General features: G+C 56.7%; 1 protein-coding gene. It reads right to left on the reverse strand.

The window, feature by feature from the left end; all coding sequences use genetic code 11:
• Positions 1–240: sulfatase-like hydrolase/transferase (locus AF337_RS11110; protein WP_152970979.1), on the reverse strand; the 240-nt coding region annotated here is incomplete at both ends.

The raw sequence follows: 240 nt of genomic DNA on the forward strand, positions 1-240 counted from the left end.
GCCATTGGCTGGCGTCACCGCCGACAAAACCGTAGAAATATTCAAAGCCCATACCCGTTGGCCATTGATTGAACGGCCCTGCCTGGCTCGATTGATAGGAAGGCGTGTTGTGGTTCTTGCCGAACCACGATGTCGCGTAGCCATTCTCCCTGAGGATCGTGCCAATGGTGCCTTTCTCGATCGGGATGATGGAATCATAACCCGGATAGCCCGTCGCAATTTCGCCGACGACCCCGGCGC

Origin of the sequence: Rhizobium ecuadorense, assembly GCF_001187535.1 — a bacterium.
In the GTDB taxonomy this organism is placed as follows: domain Bacteria; phylum Pseudomonadota; class Alphaproteobacteria; order Rhizobiales; family Rhizobiaceae; genus Rhizobium; species Rhizobium ecuadorense.